Annotated in this window: 14 protein-coding genes; 12 read left to right on the top strand and 2 right to left on the bottom strand. The window is 53.3% G+C overall.

Going from position 1 to position 16,431, the window contains the following annotated elements; all coding sequences use genetic code 11:
• Positions 1 to 69 precede the first annotated feature (69 nt).
• The 4 genes from CCX46_RS14135 (at position 70) to CCX46_RS14150 (ending at position 4,195) form a co-directional block, all read left to right on the top strand.
• Positions 70 to 840: an SDR family oxidoreductase gene (locus CCX46_RS14135; protein ID WP_095129121.1), complete on the top strand. Its 771-nt coding sequence runs from the start codon at positions 70 to 72 to the stop codon at positions 838 to 840.
• A gap of 75 nt (positions 841 to 915) precedes the next feature.
• Positions 916 to 2,007, top strand: coding sequence for a glycerol dehydrogenase (locus CCX46_RS14140; protein WP_238704403.1), 1,092 nt, complete (start codon positions 916 to 918; stop codon positions 2,005 to 2,007).
• Positions 2,008 to 2,054: 47 nt separating this feature from the next.
• Entirely contained in the window at positions 2,055 to 3,017 is a 963-nt protein-coding gene (locus CCX46_RS14145) for a cyclase family protein (protein ID WP_027620510.1), read from the top strand.
• A 161-nt stretch (positions 3,018 to 3,178) separates the two neighbouring features.
• Positions 3,179 to 4,195 (top strand): LacI family DNA-binding transcriptional regulator, encoded by a 1,017-nt coding sequence (locus CCX46_RS14150; protein ID WP_105162266.1) that lies wholly within the window; start codon positions 3,179 to 3,181, stop codon positions 4,193 to 4,195.
• A gap of 18 nt (positions 4,196 to 4,213) precedes the next feature.
• On the opposite strand, the gene CCX46_RS14155 is transcribed toward CCX46_RS14150, so the two are convergent.
• Positions 4,214 to 5,161, bottom strand: coding sequence for a nuclear transport factor 2 family protein (locus CCX46_RS14155; RefSeq protein ID WP_127927340.1), 948 nt, complete (start codon positions 5,159 to 5,161; stop codon positions 4,214 to 4,216).
• Positions 5,158 to 6,162, bottom strand: coding sequence for an LLM class oxidoreductase (locus tag CCX46_RS14160; RefSeq protein ID WP_027620508.1), 1,005 nt, complete (start codon positions 6,160 to 6,162; stop codon positions 5,158 to 5,160). The genes CCX46_RS14155 and CCX46_RS14160 overlap by 4 nt, the downstream gene beginning before the upstream one ends.
• Before the next feature lie 352 nt (positions 6,163 to 6,514).
• On the opposite strand from CCX46_RS14160, the gene CCX46_RS14165 reads away from it, so the two are divergent.
• The 8 genes from CCX46_RS14165 (at position 6,515) to CCX46_RS14200 (ending at position 16,394) form a co-directional block, all read left to right on the top strand.
• On the top strand, positions 6,515 to 7,051 hold the full coding sequence (locus CCX46_RS14165) for a 2,4'-dihydroxyacetophenone dioxygenase family protein (protein ID WP_007913179.1): 537 nt from the start codon (positions 6,515 to 6,517) through the stop codon (positions 7,049 to 7,051).
• An 84-nt stretch (positions 7,052 to 7,135) separates the two neighbouring features.
• A complete protein-coding gene (locus CCX46_RS14170) occupies positions 7,136 to 8,062 on the top strand; it encodes a LysR family transcriptional regulator (RefSeq protein ID WP_095129125.1) in 927 nt (308 codons plus the stop codon).
• Between the two features lie 391 nt (positions 8,063 to 8,453).
• Positions 8,454 to 9,842: an MFS transporter gene (locus tag CCX46_RS14175; protein ID WP_127927342.1), complete on the top strand. Its 1,389-nt coding sequence runs from the start codon at positions 8,454 to 8,456 to the stop codon at positions 9,840 to 9,842.
• A gap of 65 nt (positions 9,843 to 9,907) precedes the next feature.
• On the top strand, positions 9,908 to 11,128 hold the full coding sequence (locus tag CCX46_RS14180) for an alpha/beta fold hydrolase (RefSeq protein ID WP_127927344.1): 1,221 nt from the start codon (positions 9,908 to 9,910) through the stop codon (positions 11,126 to 11,128).
• Positions 11,129 to 11,450: 322 nt separating this feature from the next.
• The gene (locus CCX46_RS14185) at positions 11,451 to 12,413 is read left to right on the top strand and encodes a 3-hydroxyacyl-CoA dehydrogenase (protein WP_127927346.1); all 963 of its coding nucleotides are present in this window, start codon (positions 11,451 to 11,453) and stop codon (positions 12,411 to 12,413) included.
• Positions 12,414 to 12,463: 50 nt separating this feature from the next.
• Positions 12,464 to 13,390 (top strand): 3-keto-5-aminohexanoate cleavage protein, encoded by a 927-nt coding sequence (locus tag CCX46_RS14190; protein WP_095129129.1) that lies wholly within the window; start codon positions 12,464 to 12,466, stop codon positions 13,388 to 13,390.
• A gap of 110 nt (positions 13,391 to 13,500) precedes the next feature.
• The gene (locus CCX46_RS14195; RefSeq protein WP_127927349.1) at positions 13,501 to 14,871 is read left to right on the top strand and encodes an MFS transporter; all 1,371 of its coding nucleotides are present in this window, start codon (positions 13,501 to 13,503) and stop codon (positions 14,869 to 14,871) included.
• Positions 14,868 to 16,394, top strand: coding sequence for a UxaA family hydrolase (locus CCX46_RS14200; protein WP_127927351.1), 1,527 nt, complete (start codon positions 14,868 to 14,870; stop codon positions 16,392 to 16,394). The genes CCX46_RS14195 and CCX46_RS14200 overlap by 4 nt, the downstream gene beginning before the upstream one ends.
• The last annotated feature ends 37 nt before the right edge of the window (positions 16,395 to 16,431 follow it).

The raw sequence follows: 16,431 nt of genomic DNA on the forward strand, positions 1-16,431 counted from the left end.
AGCGCGGCATCGGACGCGTTTGAGCATCACCGCCTCTTGTTTCTGTTTTTTCAGCGCGGGGAATTTGGCATGACGAATCTTCGACATTCAGGACGCACAGTTCTCATTACCGGGGCAGGAGGGGGGATCGGTGCCTCAATTGCCCGGCTGTACTGCGAGGAGGGCGCGCGGGTTGCCTTGGTAGATTTCGACGAACAGTCAGTTTCCGAGCTTTCCCGGCAACTCATTGCTGCCGGACATTTGGTGGCTTGGGCTAAAGCTGACGTATCAGATTTCGCGCAATGCAGTCGAGCCTGTCTTGAGCTTAGTGAGCAGCTCGGCCCGATCGACACCTTGATCAACAATGCAGGCGTGTCACCCAAACATCAGGGCGCACCCGCACCGATTTGGGAAATGGATCCTCTGGAATGGGAAAGGGTCGTCGGCATCAACCTCACTGGCTCGTTCAACCTGGTTAGGGCAATCGCGCCGGGAATGGTTGAGCGCGGCTTTGGAAGAATCGTGAACATGTCTTCCGTCGCCGGCAGCGCCTATTTGCCTATTGTCGCGGCGCATTACAGCGCTACTAAAGCCGCGATTATCGGTTTTACCCGTCACCTGGCAGGTGAGCTCGGGCCCTATGGCATTACTGCAAACGCACTGGCTCCGGGACGCATCGAAACGCCGCTTCTTAAAACCGTTTCTGCGCAAGCGAACCAGGCAGTCGTTGATGAAACACCGTTGGGGCGTCTTGGAACGCCACTTGAGGTAGCTAAAGCAGCATGCTTTTTGACTTCAAACGACAGCGACTTCATCACGGGCCAAGTTGTGGATGTGGCGGGTGGCTGGTTGATGCGCTGATCCATCCGGGCTCGTATTCAACGTAACGATTTATCTCACAGTTTTTCAGCAGCGGGTGATGGCATGGTTCGAACAATGGGTTTTCCTGGCCGATACGAGCAAGGGCCAGGCGCACTAAAGCAGCTTGGCAGAATCCTTTCCGATATGGGGCAATCGCGCCCTTTGGTCTTGTGCGACGAGTTTGTCTCGAAGCATCTGTGGCCTGAGGTAGGGAATGCATTGTCAGAGCATGGCTTCGAGGCGAACAGTATCGTTTTTCCCGGTGAATGCACTAAAGCTGCAATTGCGTCTCTCTGTGAGCGATCAGCAGATTACAGGCCAGACACCATCATCGCTTTGGGCGGGGGTAAGACAATTGACACGGCTAAAGGGATGGCTGCTCAGCTTAACGTCCCCATCGTCGTATGCCCGACCATTGCTTCCAGCGACGCCCCAACCAGCCGTTTGATTGTGCTTTACGACGAGGCGCACAAGGTCGTTGGTGTCGAGTACCTGAACATGAACCCCTCTGCAGTAGTCGTGGACACCGAAGTGATTGTCCGTGCGCCTGCAAGGTTTTTCGCCGCAGGCATCGGCGACGCCATCAGTAAAAAGTTTGAGGCGCAACAATGTCAGTCTGCCGGAGGCAATAACTCATTTGGTACTCCAGCGTTGAACACTGCATTGCTGCTAACAGAGGCTGTGTTTAAGACGCTTATGACCTACGGGTACAGCGCTTACCAAGCAGTAGGCCGGCACGAGGTTAATGATGATGTCGAGCGGGTTGTTGAAGGAACCGTCCTTATCAGTGGCGTTGGGTTTGAGAGTGGCGGCTTGTCGTTAGCCCATGCGCTTGTGCGAGGTCTTACGTCAATTCCTGCGATTACTTCCATGCTGCATGGTGAGCTTGTCGCATTCGGGACGCTGGTGCAGATGTCCGTCGAAGAGCGCCCAGACTCAGAGATCCTAGAGGTCGCTCAGTTTCTGAATGATGTGAATCTGCCCGTCACCCTCGACGGCCTTGGCCAGACGTCTGCGTTTACCTCTGAGGAATTGGATATTGTCGTCCAGGCAACACTGGGTGCGGTGTACGCGAAAAATATGGCGCCAGCCCTTACGGCTGAACGACTCATCCGAGGACTCGCTCGTGCCGACGAGCTGGGACAACGATTTGAACGTTTCAACTAACCGCTAAATGCAGCACAGCTAATCCAAGAATAAAAGAGGCTCAGAAAATGACAGACAAGACCGTTCCGCATATTCATGACTTGCTCAAAGACTCCCCTAAGAACTGGGGTAAGTGGGGCCCGGATGATGAGGTAGGCTCACTCAACTACCTTACAGGTATCGAAGTTCTCCAAGGGGTCAAAGAGGTCAAGCAAGGCAAGACATTTACTTTGCAGGTACGGATGGCAGATCCTGCTGGTGACCCGGTCTGGCCTGGTCGCTCCCAGTCAAAACGCATGAATATCATGGATCGTGGTCACTATAACTGTGGCAAAGGCCCACATTTTCCGGGCTCTTACGAGTTCGCCGACGACGTGATGTTTTTTCATCTTCAAGGGTCAACTCAGTACGACGCCCTTGGGCATGTCTGGTACGACGATCAGATTTGGAATGGCTACAGCGCCGATACCACTATCGGTTCCCTGGCCAAGGCGAGCGTTGCTCCATTGGGTGAAAAAGGCATTGTTGGCCGAGGCATTCTGATCGACATAGCGCGCCACCGTGGTAAAGACGTGCTGGATGCAGGTGAAACGTTCAACCATGAGGATTTAATGGCTGCGGCCCGGGCTCAAGGCGTCTCTATCAACAAGCGCGACATTCTCATCATCCGCACTGGATGGATTGGCTCGTTTTATAAACGCGACCCGGAAGAGTTCTACAAAGACTTTATCGAGCCAGGCCTGACCTACAGCCCTGAGCTGGTGAAGTGGTTTCAGGAGATGGAAATTCCGAACATTGTCACTGACACCATTGCTAACGAAGTCACCGTCGATCCCGTGTCAGGGGTTGCGTTGCCGTTGCACAACGCACTCATGAGGAACTTGGGCATCACTCTCACTGAGATCGCTCAGCTTGATCCTCTCGCTGAGGACTGCGCTGAGGACGGTCAGTGGACGTTCCTCTACACCGCAGCCCCTCTAAAGGTCGTTGGCGGAACTGGAGCTCCTGTGAATCCGATCGTCATTAAATAAGTGTCTTTGCCTGGGGGCAGCAGAAACGCTGTTCTCAGGTTTTTCCCTCCAATTAACGGCTCCCGAACGGCAGCCTGTTGGCTTATCATCCTCTGCGCAAATCGAGGGCGTTCTTCTGATCGTCCTGTCTCCGCGCTACGATCGAGGATGCTGAATCTCCAATGAAAAAAATCGAGAAACCGAAGCTCAAGGATGTGGCTGAATTGGCGGGCGTCTCGATGGGGAGTGCTTCAAGAGCATTGGCTGTCCCGCACTTAGTGAAACCTGCAACGCTGGCCAAAGTACAAGCAGCTGTTCAAGAGCTCGGGTACGTGCGAGACGGGGCCGCGCGTGCTTTGGCATCCAGGCGCACGCACAGCATCGGAGCCGTTTTTCCTACGTTTAACAACCCTGCGTTCGCTGAAGCTGTCCAGGCCCTCCAGTTAAGGCTAACGGAGCTTGGGTATCACCTGATCATTTCTTCCCATGAATACGACCAGGCGCAGGAACTGGTAAACGTAAGGAACATGATTGAGCGGGGCGTCGAAGGCCTACTGTTGGTGGGTACTGAACACAGTCCTGAAATTTATGAAGCACTAACTGCCGCCCAATGCCCATTCATTCTCATGTGGTCACTTGATGGTGCTCACGACCATCACTGCGTGGGGTTCAGCAATGAGGAGGGTGGTCGATTGATAGCCAGGCACTTGCTTAGCCTTGGTCATCAAAGTATCGCCATGATCAGTGGCGTTGTTTCTAACAACGAACGGGCAAAATACCGTCTGAAAGGAATCACCGCTCAGCTACTCGAGTCAGGGATCGAGCTTTCAAGTGAACGGATTATTGAGCAGCCATTCACGATTGAGGGAGGGCGCGCCGGGCTGCGGATTGCTATGGAGCTTAACCCCAAGCCTACAGCCATTGTCTGCAGCACTGACCTCACCTGTATCGGAGCGTTGGCGGAAGCGCGCTCCAATGGGATCGACGTCCCCAAAGAACTATCAGTCAGCGGGTTCGATGATATCGAGTTCGCGGCTGCCTACGTGCCAGCCCTGACGACCGTCAGGGTGCCGACTTCGAAAATTGGTATCAGCAGCGCCAACAACATCGTTGCGCTGATCGAGGGGCGCCCACTTGCACGCCGCGAGCGCATACAAATCGAACTCGTCGTCCGAGATAGTACGGCGCCACGGCCCTAGAGCGTTTCCAAGAATGGACTAAACTCTTGGTGCTTCATTGGCATTGAACCAGCCTGGGCGGTACTCGCTCCAGGTCAGCTGCCAGAAGCCCTCATGTTTGCGACGAAGCCGCATCCGGTAATGCGCGCCATAGAGAGGCGTGCCATCTTGCGTGTGTGAGTTTCCAGGAATGACTCTGCCGACAATCATTTCCGCTACACCCTTTTCCTCGTCGGACTTGATCTCCAGCACGTCCGCGAAATGCTGCATCCACGGCCAGGGCCTGCGAAACTCTTTGAAGGAGCCGATGATCGCGTGACGCCCTTCAATAAGGCCCATCGGTTGAAAATCACCAGCGGCGTCGTTGGTAAAGCAATGAGCAAGCTGCTGCATGTCAGCCTGATCCAGCGCCCATGAGTAACGAGCGTAGGTTTCAGCAATACACTCCGCACTGGTCACCGAAGCCGTTGAGTCAGGGAAAGCAAGCCATGGCGAATTCAGCTCGCTAACGATGGTCGGGGCTGGGTCGCCAATCCTCCATCCGTCGTCACCTGGTGGAAGCTGCCAGTGAATTGCAAGCGAGTAGTCCCCGGTTACCCAATTTAAGGCAATCAGCACGCTGTCGAGGCGCCAGGTGCCTGCTGTCTTTTTCAGAGAGCCTGTGACAGTCATACCAAATCCGAGCGTGGCCGACTTTGTGGCTTTGCTGATATGGCCATAGGCGTAGAGACTGAAAGTGGCGTCGGTTTCTCCACCACCCACATAGTGATTGGTTGCCTTCACTGAAAAGCCATCAGCCTTGGCACGGTCTTGCTGGAAAGCTCTGACAATCTTGCGTCCACCCTCATGAGCGGACATGTGGCTTGTCACCAACTGGCAATTCTCAGTGAACATATCCCCAACAGAGTCCCAATTACCGCTCTCCCAGGCTTTCAGAAAGGTGGCTATAACGCCCTTGATGGCGGTGCGATCACTTGAGCCGGTCACTGGGTCACCTGCGAGGCAGGTTGGCCTATGGGAAAGTGTGGCAGGACATACTCAGCCATCTCTTCCAGGACATCTGCTGCTGGTCGCTGCAGAGGTTTGATATTCAGTGCCACGTGTGAAACGCCCTCATCCTGTTGCCGTTTCCAGAGCTCCACGAGAGCATTACGCCCGATCCTTATTCCGTTGTAGCCGCGTTCCAGCGGTGTGTTCGGATCCTTCGCCAGATCGAAAAATGTCGCGTAGCCGTATGGTTTTGCATTGCCGGTCTGGCTGGCAGAACGGAACTCGCGGATGAGGCCGGGCAAACGATTGAAGTCGCTCAGATGCCAAATCCATGCATCGGCATTATTGGCTATCCACTCAAGCGTCTGACGGGCCCGGCCCACGACAATCATGGGGAGTCGAGGGCCAACTGGCTTGGGTACCATGTCTAGCAAGCCTTCCAGCTGGCCGAAAAGTTTGGTTGAGACGCTTGGGAAGCTGTTTTCAGTGACTGTCTTAATCAGCTCAAAGCCTTCCCGGTATCGTTCTTCTCTCGCTTCGAAATCAATCCCGAATGCTGGATATTCAATTGGGCGATCTCCGCTGGATAGCCCTAGCAAGAAACGACCGCCGGTTAGCTGGTCGACCGAAACGGACTGCTTAGCGACGATCAGTGGTTCACGTAACGGAAGAACGATGCCCGTTGTGCCCAAGGCAATGTTTTTGGTAACAGCAGCCAGATATCCCAGATATACAAACGGGTCGATCATTTGACCAGTATCACCAAAGCTCGGGTCATAGAAGGGCACATCTCTCATCCACAGACTTGCGAATCCAGCCTCGTCCGCGATGCGAGCAAGGCGTTGATGATCCTGCAGCGTGGGAAACGGTGAATTCGGATAGCCCTCCAAGGGCATGATGTATCCGAAGGTGAGGCCTTCGGGCTGAAACACTCGCGAATAGGCCGGATGAGCTGCAAGCTCGGGACTGAGCTCAAGGGAAGGGCTGAGAGAAGTCATTGCTAAACCTCATTATTTCAAGCCGATTACTACTGTGTAAGCGGCTTTCAGATGAACAGGTCTGCATGGTAGTGAAGGTATTGGGGAAAATGTGTCCCCTCTGATGGGGCGCGATCCACTGGTGGCCGCTATCCACTCAATGAAAAATCTGCGGGGTCAATCGCTTGAACTCGTCCGCAGTAGGCGCCTTAGATGAGTCGCGGCCTTCAACGGGATGAGTCTTACGCGCTGTGACGAGTGGTCACAGATGGTGTGAATTTCTGAGTATTCTCCTGTGCGAGAGCATCACCTACTCTCACTCAGCGATTGAAATCCTGGCTCGCTCGCCAGTCACACGTTGAGAGAAATTATAATGAATACGCCCGTTAAACCTGATGAACTTGCCATTCCTTATGCTTTGCCGCAGGTGCCTTTCATGTCTCCAGACATGGTGCATCCAGGCGTTATGACCACTTGGCTCGAAGACGATAATCTCTGGGTGCCGGTCACCAAATCAGTATCTTTCAAACCACTGCTGCTGAGCGTTAGCGGTGGGTACTACATCAACTTGCTCCGAGTTCGGCAGAGCGGGGTTTTGTCTCGTCACCGCCACTCAGGTGCAGTACATGCGATCGTGTTGAAGGGGCGTTGGTACTACCTCGAACACGATTGGGTTGCTGATGAAGGCTCCTTTGCATTCGAGCCGCCAGGGGAGACTCACACTCTGTTCGTCCCTGAAGATGTCGAAGAAATGATTACTTGGTTCCACGTTCAGGGTGGCTACACTTACGTCGACCCACAGGGTGTCGCGGTTGGCTATGAAGACGTTTTCACCAAGCTGGAAGCTGCCCGCAGCCATTACAAAAATTTGGGCTTGCCGGACGATTATATCGAGCAGTTCATTCGCTGATTCTGGTTCAAAAAAGAACGCGCTACGGCGCGTTTTTTTGTGTAGATAAACAGGTAGATTCAGTCGCGTAAGGAGCGTACCGAAATGGATCAATACTCTCAAATGCTAGCCTTCATCTGGTCAACAGAGTGCGGAAGTTTTTCTGCTGCCGCCAGGGCGCATGAGATGACTCCGTCGGCCATCAGTAAATTGATAGCACGGCTAGAGGATCGGCTTCGGGTTCGACTTTTTCAGAGGGGGTCCCGAGTCCTCACTCTGACGGAGGAGGGGGCGGCTTATCTGCGCAGTGCGAAAGCTGTAGTTGAGGCGATGAGTGAAGCTGACTCTCTGGCAGAAGGGCTTCCTTCAAGGGTCAGTGGCACGCTTCGCATCCACACGATGACCTCTTTTGCGAAGCAGCAGATCGTGCCTTGGTTGCCGGAATTCCTCGACACCTATCCCGGTCTTGATGTCGAGATTCAGTTAGGCGCTCAGTTCGTTGACCAGTTCGAACAAGGATTGGACATAGCCATCCATAGCGGGATTCTTCCGAGCTCTTCCAGAATCGCAAAGAAGATAGGCGAATGTGAATGGTTGCTGTGTGCTTCACCTGACTACCTGGAAAAGTATGGAATACCGCAGCAGCCACAAGATCTGATGAATCATCGATGCTTTAATTTCAGTTTTGCCAGCCCTTGGAACAAATGGGCCTTTATCCAAGATGGCCTAGGTGTGACGACCCCTGTGAAGCCTCGAGGATCGTTTACCCAGGGTGAGCTGCTCAGAGATATGGCCAAATCAGGTGCGGGTATAGTCCGCCTTGCGGATTTCCACATTGGAAAAGACATTCAGGACGGATCGCTGGTGCTCCTGCTTGACGAGTACAAAGCGGAGATCCTGGAGCCTATTTACCTGCTTTATTCAGACCGTAAGCATTTGAGTCCTCGCATCCGGGTGTTCATCGAGTTTTTTCAGGAAAAATGGATTGCTCATCCATGGAAAATCGTGAGAGGACTGCCCGGAGCGGTTTGATAGCCACTACGGCTCGGCGCTTACTTTCACTCTACCTCCGCGCAAGCGTGCAACTTTGGCTCCTGCACAAGGGAGCCAATACTCCACCACTCTGATAATTTTCCCTCTTGCTCTGTGCCCAACAGAGATCTCAAAAATTTGAGGCCTGTTCCCCAGTAATTACTTAGTCAAATGCTTCGCTGGCACCTCTCTCATTTTGTGCCACTGACCTGTTCCTGGCGGTCACAGCAGGTGTGCTTTGCCAGCTATATTCAGCCCTGAAATTGAGCCATAACCTCTGTCCATGGTGAGCAGTACGACAAGTGCTGGATCACCTCGGATGTTGAGGCGTATGTGTGCAAAACACCGATCCTCAGCCGGAGAATAAAAATAAATACCCGGAGATATCCCCATGGGATTTGCTCAAGACAAAATCGAAGCATTACCTGCGGTCAATCGTGTGCCAAAAGGTGCAGGTGCAGCCTCCTGGGGTGCGATGGCTCTTTTGTGGCTCGTGTATGCCATGGATGCCAACTCCCGCCAGATGTTCTTTATGGTATTGCCCTCCATCACCAGCGAGTTCAAGACAAGCGCTGAGCTGACTGGACTGCTTGCCGCGTTCATCACGATCGCTACATCTTTGATAGCCGTGCCTTGCATGATTTGGGCTGATAAAGGCGGTCAGGGATGGATGCGAAAATACCGCCATCTGCCAATCGTGATTGCTTACACGCTATTCACCTTTCTGACCGGCCTCAATTTCTTGACAGGCTCGCTTGGAGTGCTTGTTGCGCTGCAAGTGATGTCACACGCATTTGGCGGTGCTGGCGAAGCCATCGAAGTCACTTCCTTGTCTGAGTGGTGGTCGAAGGAGCGCCGTGGTTTCGCCCTGGGACTTCATCACACCGGATACCCTTGGGGCACATTGATCGGTGGCTTGGCGATCAGTGCTCTACTCCACGCTTACGGCCCGGAAAATTGGCGCTTGGCATTCCTGCTGTTCCCTGTACCGATGATCATCATCTTTTCGGTCTACTGGTGGTTCAGTACGAAGAAGCGTTACGAGTCCTTTGTTGAACACGCTCAAGCCGTGGGTGAGACCCCTCCATCAATGGAAGCGGTACAGGGAGTGGTTGAGGTGCCCAAAGGCGCGCTCAAGTCGGCAATGAAAAATCCGAACATCTCCGCTATCGCTCTTATCTCGATGTTCGCGATCGTTGGCTACTTCGGCATCAGCTTCTGGCTACCTCAGTATCTGGCCTTTGTTGCCCATTACAACTTCGCAGAGGCAGCTGCTTACTCGGTGCTCTTCACGATCACCGGTGGTATCGGCCAGATCGTTTGGGGATGGGTTTCAGACCGTGCAGGCCGAAAACTTTGCCTCGTGCTTGTTTTCGCATGGCTTGCGGTGGGCATGTACCTCTTCAAATACTCATCCGTCAGCCTGACTTGGCTTATCGCGATTCAGTTGTTTGCCGGGTTCGCGATGAACGCGCCCTACACGTTGCTGTATGCCATTGCGTTTGATTCTGCGAAGCAAGGCACGACTGGCCTGGCAGGCTCAATCGTCAACGTCGGTATTTACGCCGGTGGCTTTGGGCCATTCGTGATCGGGATGTTCATCGGCGCAGGTGGTGGCTTTGAGCAGGCTGCTGGTTACAACTACGCGCTCTACTTTATCTCCGGTCTCATGGTACTGGCGGCCATCATCACCATTTTCTTCACCCGAGAAACTACCGGCTGGTTCCTTAAGTACGACAAGGCGCTGGTCTCGAAGCACTCTTGCAACATGGGTTTGTAACGAACCGATCGTACCTGCACTTACAAGAAAATCCCCTTGGGGATAGCTAAAGCTAGGAGAAAGTCATGACCCTTATTAAAGATGCCAAATGGTTGAGCCAATTCGCCGACGAGTTAAACGGTGATGCTGATTGGACTGCCGCTGCTCGCTATTTCGATGGACGGATTCAATTCAAGCACAGCACAGCCTTCTCAACGCTTGCGGTTCTCGCCGGTAAGGTCGTTGCGGTTTACCCGGAAGGAAGCCCCTTGGGTGCGGATATCATCGTGTCTGGTGCTGATGATGAGTGGCAGCGCGTTCTTGACGGAAAGATCGACTGGTTTGAAGCGTTGTCCCCAGGGTTGGGCAAACTTGAGCTTGAGGGCAACGTAGTCGCCGCATGGCAGTACGTTGATGTGTTGGCCCGCGCGTTTGACGCAATGAAGCGTGTAGGGAAAGCTAATAATAACCCACCAGTCTCTTACTCTCCCGGGCCTAAGCCGTCAGGGAAAGAGACGGTAGGACGGTACATTACCGTTGATGGAATTCGCGTTTATTACGAAGAATCAGGGGAGGGACGTCCACTCGTTTGCTTCCACGCGGCATCACAAGATTCTCTGATGTACAGGCACGTACTGGACGGCCTCTCAGATGAGTTCCGCGTCATTGCAATTGACGCCCCTGGGCACAGCAAATCAGAGCTACCTGAATCAGGTCCATTCCACAGCCTCACTCGCCATGCGGAGTTCAATGAGCACCTTATGGAGGCCTTGGGACTTGAGAACCCCGCCATCATGGGATGCTCGATGGGTGGCAATCTGGTGCTGGAATTGGGGGCACGTCGGCCCGATGCTTACAGCGCGATCATTTCAGCTGAAGGGGCAGATTTTACCCCGACGGTTTCCGAGTTCTTCCTCGATATGTTGCTCATGAATGGGCCAGAGATCATCGGTGCCTGGTCTCGTTCGATGACTGGCAATCGCACTCCACCAGATCGTGCGAGGGAGGTGGTGTGGCAGATCTCGCGCACCACGCCGCAGGTGATGAAAGGTGACCTCACAGGCTATGCGAACTTTGATCAGCGGCAACAAGTTGGAAAGATCAAAGCGCCTGTTTTACTTCTGCGCGGTGACGCGGATTGGTTGGTGTACCAAGAGAAGGTTGAGGAGACAGCATCTCGCATTCCCGGCAGTAAGATCGCCGTGCTCGCAGGTACTGGCCACTATCCAATGACTGAAAACCCACTGGAGTTCTGTGACACGGTACGCGCGTTCCTTCGTGAAGCGGGTCACGGCCACGCAGGCTGAAAGATCTGATTGAGGAGCCCGCTCGTCAGGCGGGCTTTTCTGCGTCTATTTAACGCGAAGGTTCAATCCCGAAAAAAGCCTTTTCTATTCCCGCACAAAAACCTAATGCGCGCCGACCCACTGAGGCTCAGGCCGTTGCGGGAGCTATCTCAACCCTCGAATCCCTTCCATAGCCGATCGTCAGACAATCAGAATTATTTTCTTGTGATCTGTGATCACAGTGGATAGCATCTGTCTCAGAGCGAATAACTGAGCGTCAGCATTGTTCACCAACCGCTCAAACGATTACTCCTAAAAATAAATACAAAATTTGGAGAACATCATGCGAAGTACAACTCCATCTGCGACCGAGCGTGGCCCCATTGCAATCGTTGGCGCGGGCCTGATTGGGAGAGCTTGGGCGATTGTTTTTGCTGGAGCAGGACATCCGGTGCGTTTACACGACATGGATCTGCAGACAATGCAGAACAGCCATGCCTACATAGAAGCGAGACTTAACGAGCTCGCAGAATTTGATCTCCTCAATGACGCGCCCCTCACCGTACTTGCACGGATTACGTGTGTTCCCGATTTGGCTGATGCGCTACGTGATGTGGTGCTCGTACAGGAAAACGTTCGGGAAACGGTGGAGGCGAAAATCGACATTTTCAGTCGAATGGATGTGTTGGCGCCCAAGGACGCGATTCTTGCCAGTTCAACTTCATGGTTACCGGCCTCCGAGTTCACTAAAGATCTACCAGGTCGGGGGCGCTGCGTAGTTGCACACCCTACCAACCCACCTTACTTAGTTCCTCTTGTGGAGCTTTGCCCTGCGCCGTGGACCGAATCTGAAGTGATGATTCGAGCGCATGAGATCTACACCGCAGCAGGGCAGAGCCCTGTCGTTCTATCCCGAGAGATCCACGGCTTCTTGTTGAACCGAGTCCAAGCAGCAGTCCTCAACGAATGCTTCAAATTGCATGAGGAAGGCTTTGCTAGCTCTGAGGATATTGATCGGGTACTCAAAGATGGACTCGCCCTCCGCTGGTCATTTATGGGCCCCTTCGAAACCATCGATCTCAACGCCCCTGCCGGCGTATCTGACTATGCCAAACGCTACGGTCAGCAAAATCGCGAAACGATCAATTCCGAAAATGCTTTTGACTGGTCGGAATCAGCAGTCGCCCGAGTACATGACGAGCGCCGCCAAAAACTTGAACTTGAAGGCATTGCATTGCGATCCGCCTGGCGTGACCGCCGCCTTATGGCTCTCGCTGCGCACAAGCGTCAAGCACCAAATTCCTGACGGCATCACTTCATCCTGAACACCAAAATAAAAGTAACCAGGAGGTCACCATGGCTCGTAAAGTCATCATCACTTGCGCGGTCACCGGCGCAATTCATACACCTTCCATGTCCCGTTACCTGCCGGTAACACCAGGTCAAATTGCCGAAGCGGCGATTGGTGCCGCTGAGGCTGGCGCCTCAATTGTTCACCTACATGCTCGTAATCCAATTGATGGCAGTCCCTCTCAGGATCCGGAACTGTTTAAGCAGTTTCTGCCGGCTATCAAAGAGGCTAGCGATGTGGTGATCAACCTGACTACAGGTGGCGCGCCGACAATGTCGCTTGAAGATCGACTTCGTCCAGCACATCAGTTCAAACCGGAAGTGGCCTCACTGAACATGGGCACGATGAACATGGGTCTTTACCCAATGCTCAATCGGTTTAAGGAGTTCAAACACGCTTGGGAGGAACCATACCTCGCCGGCAGCCATGACCGCATTTTCAAAAATACATTTACCGACATAGCCCACATCCTCGAGTCATGCAGTGAGAACGGTACCCGTTTTGAAATCGAATGCTATGACATTGGGCATCTCTACACCGCTGCACATTTCATTGATCGTGGCCTCATCAAACCTCCGTTTTTGATCCAATCGGTTTTCGGCATTTTGGGCGGTATCGGCGGTCACCCTGAGGATGTCCTGCATATGCGGCGCACAGCTGATCGTCTCTTCGGAGATGACTATCAGTGGTCGGTTCTTCCTGCAGGAAAGCAGCAGATGAGCATTGGTGCTCAATCAGCCACGCTTGGAGGACACGTGCGTGTGGGTCTTGAAGACTCGCTTTGGGACGGGCCGGGTCAATTGGCAAAAAGCAATGCCGATCAAGTTTCGCGCATGCGCAAAATTCTCGAAGGGCTTTCACTTGAAGTGGCGACACCGTCTGACGCGAGGGAAATCCTGAAGCTAAAAGGTGGCGATAACGTCAATTTTTAAGCGCGGGTATTCATCCCCGTAAAGCCTATCTAGAGGATATTTTGATAACTAATGGTCGCGTCACAACACTCGCGCCTTAGCAATTTATCCTCGTGAGGAGAACATGAATCATGTTAGCTACGACCCATACAAAAACACAAAAGGGACAGTCGCTGAACGCTTTAATGTTTCGAAAACTAATGCCGATGTTAATCTTTGCTTACGTTATAAGCTTTCTAGACAGAACTAACATTTCACTTGCCAAAACACACATGGCAGTAGACTTGGGTATTTCCGCTGCCGCATATGGTTTTGGTGCAGGGCTCTTCTTCCTTACCTATGCACTCATGGAGGTACCCAGTAACTTGATCATGCACCGGGTAGGGGCCCGACTCTGGATCACCAGGATCATGATCACCTGGGGATTGTTATCTGCCGGTATGGCCTTCATTACCGATGAGACTACGTTTTACATTGCCCGCGCGCTACTGGGCGCAGCTGAAGCCGGATTGTTCCCAGGTGTAATGCTCTATTTAACCTATTGGTTTGGTCGTGAGCAAAGGGCACGAGCCAGTGGCTATTTTCTAATCGGGGTTTGTCTCGCGAATATCATCAGCGGGCCGGTTGGCGGGCTGCTGTTAAAGATGGATGGAATCTGGGGTTGGCACGGCTGGCAGTGGCTGTTCTTCTTGGAGGGAATTCCAGCTGTTCTATTCTCCGTCGTGATTTGGCGAAAGCTTCCGGACGGCCCATCTACGGCAAGTTGGCTATCAAAGGAACAAGTCACTGAAGTAGAGCAAGTTCTGAAGAAAGAACATGATGAAGAAATCGCCTCCGGCAATGTAGGTCATTCTTTTAAGGGAGTTCTTAAAATCCCTCAGATTTGGCTTGCGATCGCGGTGTATTTCCTCCACCAAGTTAGTGTCTATTCGGTAATTTTCTTCTTGCCGGGCATCATTGGCACGTACGGAGGCTTATCATCGTTACAAATAGGATTGTTAAACTCAATCCCATGGATCGCAGCAGCACTCGGGGCAGCGTTTCTTCCAAGGTATGCAACTACTCCGAAAATTTCACGCAAAATAATGTTCGGTGGGCTGCTCCTGATGTCGGCTGGATTGACCCTTGCGGCCTTTACCACTCCACTGATAGCTCTAATAGGATTCACTCTTACGGCATCGATGTTTTTCGTTGTTCAGCCTGTGATATTCCTCTTTGCCAGTTCAAGACTGGCGGGAGCAGGTATGGCGGCGGGTCTGGCGTTAGTGAATACTTTTGGTATTACTGGTGGTTTCTTCGGCCCTTCACTTCTGGGCTTCGTTGAACAAACTACTGGGAGCACGAAGAATGGGCTAATTATTGTAGCGGCTCTTTTAACGCTCGCGGCATTCCTGAGTCTGAAGCTACGTCAGGCACAAGAAACGATTACTACAAAAACGCGGGACAACATTGTATTGCCCCAGGCTGCGCCGTGTATTACTGATAATGCGAGGACAAAATGAAGAGTACATCCCTGGCACTTAAACTACATCCCGACGATAATGTTGCAATCGCACGCGCGTCGATACCTCAAGGAACCGTGGTTACGGAGTTCGGTAATATTGTGGTGCTCGCCGATGTGCCCGCAGCGCACAAAATCGCCCTTGCACACGTAAACCCAGGTGATCCTGTTCTGCGTTATGGCCAGATCATTGGCTTTGCTACTAAACCCATTGAGCCAGGCGATTACGTGCATACGCACAATCTGGAGATGGCGACGTTCGAGCGAGACTACGCGTTCGGCGAGGATGCCAAAGTCGCGTCGCCTGCAGCCTCTCCTGTGACATTCCAAGGTTTCGTCCGCGCTGACGGGCGAGTAGCAACTCGAAACTACATTGGTGTAGTGAGCACTGTGAACTGCTCCTCCACTGTTACCAAAATGGTGGTTGAACACTTCTCGCGAAACGGTGTGCTGGATGCTTACCCAAACGTGGACGGTGTGGTGCCGATCACCCACAGCTTCGGGTGCTGCATAGAGCACAATGGCGAGGGGGTGAACCAACTGCGGCGCACGCTAGGCGGTTTCATCAAGCACGCCAACTTCGCTGGCGTGGTCGTCATCGGCCTTGGCTGTGAAGCCAATCAGATGGGCGCGCTGTTCATGGCCCAGAGCATCGAGACCGGCAAGCTTATCGCTCCCGTGGTCATCCAAGACGTTGGTGGAACCCGCAACGCAGCGGATGCCGCCATTGCCGCCGTGGAATCGATGCTGCCGGTTGCCAACGAGTGCCGGCGTGAGCCGGTCTCGGCGCGGCACCTGACCGTGGCGCTCCAGTGCGGCGGTTCAGACGGATACTCGGGCATCACGGCCAACCCCGCCCTCGGTGTGGCTGTCGATATGCTCGTAGCGCAAGGTGGAACTGCCATCCTTAGCGAAACGCCGGAGATCTACGGCGCCGAACACCTGCTGACTCGTCGCGCGGCAACCCGTGAGGTCGGCCAGGGTATCGTCGACCTTATCAAATGGTGGGAAAGCTACGCAGACCGCGAAAAAGGCAGCATCGATAACAACCCCACGCCTGGTAACAAGGCCGGCGGCCTGACGACCATTCTTGAAAAGTCTCTAGGCGCAGTTGCCAAAAGTGGCTCCTCAGCACTCATGGGCGTTTATCGTTACGCCGAGCCCATTACAGTCCGAGGCTTGGTGTTCATGGATGCGCCTGGCTATGACCCGATGGGAGCCACTGGCCAAATCGCCAGCGGCGCAAACCTCGTTGCGTTCACCACCGGACGCGGCTCGTGCTTTGGCGCCAAACCTGCTCCTTCGATCAAGCTTGCGACGAATACCAAAATGTACACTCGCATGAAGGATGATATGGACATCAACTGCGGGGATGTCATGGATGGCGATGCCACCCTTGAATCGAAGGGTAAAGAGATTTTCGACATGCTCATACGAGTGGCTTCTGGAGAAAAATCTAAAAGCGAGGCGTTGGGCATCGGCAATGAAGAAACAGTGCCTTGGATGATCGGCGCTCAGATGTAATGAGCGAACAAAAAAGGCGTCCTGATATCAGGGCGCC

This window comes from Pseudomonas sp. RU47, assembly GCF_004011755.1.
Lineage (GTDB): Bacteria > Pseudomonadota > Gammaproteobacteria > Pseudomonadales > Pseudomonadaceae > Aquipseudomonas.